3 protein-coding genes are annotated in these 4,179 nt (G+C 67.2%); all 3 read left to right on the forward strand.

Features of this window, described 5'->3' with window-relative positions:
- The first annotated feature begins 201 nt into the window (after nt 1-201).
- The 3 genes from ACIBK6_RS42325 to ACIBK6_RS42335 are packed head-to-tail and all read left to right on the forward strand — an operon-like array spanning nt 202 to nt 4,161.
- Complete coding sequence (locus ACIBK6_RS42325; RefSeq protein ID WP_399058811.1) at nt 202-1,272, forward strand: tyrosine-type recombinase/integrase; 1,071 nt, start codon at nt 202-204, stop codon at nt 1,270-1,272.
- A 9-nt stretch (nt 1,273-1,281) separates the two neighbouring features.
- A complete protein-coding gene (locus ACIBK6_RS42330) occupies nt 1,282-1,620 on the forward strand; it encodes a helix-turn-helix domain-containing protein (protein WP_399058813.1) in 339 nt (112 codons plus the stop codon).
- Between the two features lie 6 nt (nt 1,621-1,626).
- On the forward strand, nt 1,627-4,161 hold the full coding sequence (locus tag ACIBK6_RS42335) for a hypothetical protein (RefSeq protein WP_399058815.1): 2,535 nt from the start codon (nt 1,627-1,629) through the stop codon (nt 4,159-4,161).
- Nucleotides 4,162-4,179 lie beyond the last annotated feature (18 nt).

A 4,179-nucleotide genomic window follows, 5' to 3' on the forward strand; every position in this document is an offset into this window, starting at 1 on the left:
AACCCCGGGGAATTGCATTGGATGCATGACTCGACCTGGGGCGATCCGCTGATCTGCATACTTCCTCCTCCCTGCCTGAACTTCAAGCCGTGCCTCTGACCTGCCACTTTGCGGATCTCATTGCATGTAATGCATGATTCGCGCGGCTAATGGATGGGGTTGCTGGTGGCTCAAGGTGTGTCGGATGACTCGGTTGCCCGGATGGTCCTGGTTGACGGTGTGGCCCTTCTGCACCCCGAAGACGCGGTCTTCGACGGGATGTTGGAGGGCTGGCGGCGTCAGCAGCGCGGTGGGCGGAGGCTGAGGCCGAAGACGATCAATGACCGGCTCGGGGTGGTACGCCGGTTCATGGAGTACTCCAACGCCTACCCGTGGAACTGGTCCGCGGGAGATCTCGACGACTGGATGACCGAACTGATCGCTGCGGGCGAGAGGGCCGAGTCGACGATCCGCAACTACCAAGGTGCGATCCGGCAGTTCTGCGACTACATCACCTCGCCGTACTACCAATGGGCCCAGGTCTGCGAGGAACGGTTCGGCACCCACCCGATCCAGATCTGCCACGAGTGGAACACCGTCGCCCATCTCACCGAGTACGAAGGCGGCGCCGACCGGCGCCCGATGACCCGGGAGGAGTGCCAGGCCCTGTTCGACTACGCCGACGGCCAGGTGGACCGGGCGATCCGGCTGGGCCGCAAGGGGGCTCTGGCGGCTTACCGGGACGCCACGGTGTTCAAGACCATTTACGGCTGGGGCCTGCGCGCGACGGAGGCGTCCCGGCTGGACACGTTCGACTTCTACAAGAACCCCAAGGCTCCTGAGCTGGGCAAATTCGGGTCCATACATGTCCGTTACGGGAAGCGGACCAAGGGATCGCCGCCCCGCCGCCGGACGGTGCTGAGCCTGATGCCGTGGGCGGTCGAATCGGTCGAGGACTACCTCGTCAACGTCCGTCCGCGCTACCGGGCGAGCGACAAGCTGGCCCTCTGGCTGACCGAGCGGGGCGGCCGGCTCCAGCCCCGGGAGATCGAGGACAGGTTCGCCGAATACCGTGACGCCCTGGGCATGGACGCCGATCTGACCCCGCACTGCCTGAGGCACTCCTACGTGACCCACAACATCGAGGACGGGGCGGACCCGAAGTTCATCCAGGAACAGGTCGGACACCTCTACGCCTCCACGACCGCGATCTACACCGGGGTCAGTGGGGACTTCATGAACACCATGATGAGGAAGGTCCTCGACCGCGCTCTCACCACCGCTGACCAGTAGGGATACGACATGACTGCAAAGTTGGACTACCGCTGGCATCTGCGCGAGATCATGGCGACCCGCGGCATGTTCTCCACGACCGACCTGCGGCCGCTGCTGGCCGAGCGGGGCATCGACCTCTCCCCCAGCCAGACCTACCGGCTCGTGGTGGAACGGCCCGAGAGGCTGAGCCTGAAGACGCTGATGGCCCTCCTCGACATCCTCGGCTGCACGATGGAGGAGCTGGTCGAGCCGGTCGCCGCCGCCGGCACCCAGCGCCGCCGCAAGGCGGCGGGCGGTTCTCCCTCCGATGGACACGGCGGGCTGGGCGACCTGCGGCCCAAGCGCGCCCGGATCGTTCCGGAGTAGACCCGCATGTCCGACGCCGCCGCCCAGCCTCCCCGGTTCCTCACGGAACCGGTCGCCGTGATCACCGAGATCGTCCTGGCCCTCGAACCCGAGCTCGCACCGGACGCGGTCAGTGAAGCCGTCGCCTCGACCGCCAAGCTGAAGTCGCGGCACCGCGTGCTCGCTCAGGCCCTGACCAGCGACCCTGAGTTGCTGACCTCCGGCCGACCGGAAGGCCCAGCCACTGTCCAGAAACTCATACGGGCCCTGCAGGCGATCGGCGCCAAGCGGGTCGTGCTGCCCCGATGCGCCCGTTGCGGCAAGCAGCACAAACTGTCCAGTCTCGACGGTGACCAGCGGATTTGCGCCTACTGCCGGATGAAGCTGGCCGCGGAAGAGGATCCGTGCGTGATCTGCGGCCGGACCGCGCACATCGCCAGCCGCGATCATCTCGGTCGGGCCCGCTGCGTCCACCATCCCGACACCGGCGACCGGGACCCCGTCGACGTCGTCTGCGACCACGTTGCCGCGGTCGAGCCCGGCCTTTCCCGCGAGGAAATCGCCGCCTCCGTTCGAGAAACCTGTCAACTTCCCGCGCATCAGCGCCAGTTGGCATGGGCCTTGGAGAACAACCCCCGGCTGTTGACCGGCGAAGGGGCTCAGGGGCCGCACAAACTGATCCTCCTGATCGAGGACTTGCTTGCCCGCGGCGCCCGGAACATCGTGCTGCCGCCCTGTCCGTTCTGTGGCACTGACAGCAAGCTCCGGAACGTCCTGGACGGCCGGAGAGCCTGCCGAGCCTGCTATGAGAAGTTCCGCCTGCTGACGTGCTCGCGCTGCGGGCGGGACAAGCCGGTCGCGGCAAGGACCGTGGACGGCGAGCCGCTCTGCCACCCCTGCACCCGCGCCGACCCGGTGAACCACGAGCCCTGCACTGATTGCGGGCGGACCGTCTGGATCGTTCGTCGCGAGGGTGCCCGGCGTCTTTGCGGGCGGTGTTTCCGGGCACCGGTCGCCGTCTGCGCGGACTGCGGACGCACGCGGCCCTGCTACTTCGCCGACAGCGAGGCACCCCGCTGTGAAGGATGCACCTCTCGGCTGCGGCCGCCTCAGCCGTGCTCGCGCTGCCAAAACGTGCGCCAGGTGAAGTACCGGCTGCCTGACGGGAGCCCGCTCTGCGGCAGCTGCGGCATAACCCCGGTCCCCTGCCACGTCTGCGGCAAGACCAAGCCCATCAAGGGCCGAGGGCCAGACGGGGAAGCCATCTGTCAGGTCTGCTACGACAAGCACCCCATCGCCCGGCGGAACTGCGTCCAGTGCGGAGTCCTCGAACGGCTCTACCACCACGGTCTCTGCAACTCGTGCGCTCTCGACCGGCAGCTGTCCGGCCTGCTCGGCGGGCCCGACGGCAACGTCCGACCGGACCTGAAGCCTGTGTTCCAGTGCTTGCATCGAGGTGATCCCCTCACACTTCTCCAATGGCTTCGCAGACCCGTCCCCCGGAACCTGCTGGCGGCTCTCACCGCCGAGAAAGGGCCCGTGACGCACGACCTCCTCGACGGCGTTCAGCACCCGCCCAAAGCGGTCCGACACCTGCGGGCGGCCCTGACCGCCGACGGCGTCCTGCCGGCTCGCGACGAACACCTCGCCCAACTGGAGCACTGGCTGACCCGCGCAGTCGCCCGGATCGAGGACCCCGCCGACCGCCAAGTGGTCCGCAGCTTCGCGACCTGGCATCACCTGCGGCGACTTCGCCGCATCGCCGACAAGGAGCCCCTCTCTCAACACCAGTCCGTGGTCGTCCGCCGAGAGACCAAGGCCGCGATCCAGCTGGTCACATGGCTGCGGGCCCGCGGCACGAGCCTGGCCACCTGCACCCAGCACGACATCGACGACTGGCTGAACAGCGACTTCTGGGTGCGCTATCTCGCCCGGACCTTCCTGGTCTGGTCAGTACGCAACCGGCATGCACACCGCGTCACGATCCCGATCCCGCCCAAGGACACCTCGATGGTCCTCATCGAAAGTGATCAACGCTGGACCCACGTCCGCCGTCTCCTGAAGGGCGACGGGATCGACACCGCGACCCGCGTCGCAGGCCTTCTTCTCCTGCTGTTCGCCCAGCCGCTGAGCCGGACCTCCCGGATCCGAGTCGACCAGGTCACACAGGAAGGTGACCACGTCACGTTGACGCTCGGCTCGCATCCGACCGACCTGCCGCCGCCTCTGGATGCCCTGGTGCTCGAACTCGTCAGGCAGCGGCACGGCTACTCAACTCTTGGACGCAACGACGATCACCCGTGGCTCTTCCCCGGCACAGCCGGCGGGCAGCCGATCAGCAGTCGTCAGCTCATGCGCAAGCTCACCGCACTGGGCATCCGGGCTCGGCCTGCCCGCAACACCACCCTGATGGAGATCTCCTCCGAGCTTCCGGCCGTCGTGCTCAGCCGCCTCCTCGGGCTCCACATCTCCCGAGCCGAAAAGTGGACCAAGGAGGCAGGCTCCACACGAGCTGACTACGCTGCCGAACTCTCCCGCCGGAAGGCATTCCGCAAGTCCTGATAGCCGGACTTACCGATA

The sequence above is a fragment of the Streptomyces sp. NPDC050485 genome (assembly GCF_044458185.1).
In the GTDB taxonomy this organism is placed as follows: Bacteria; Actinomycetota; Actinomycetes; order Streptomycetales; family Streptomycetaceae; genus Streptomyces.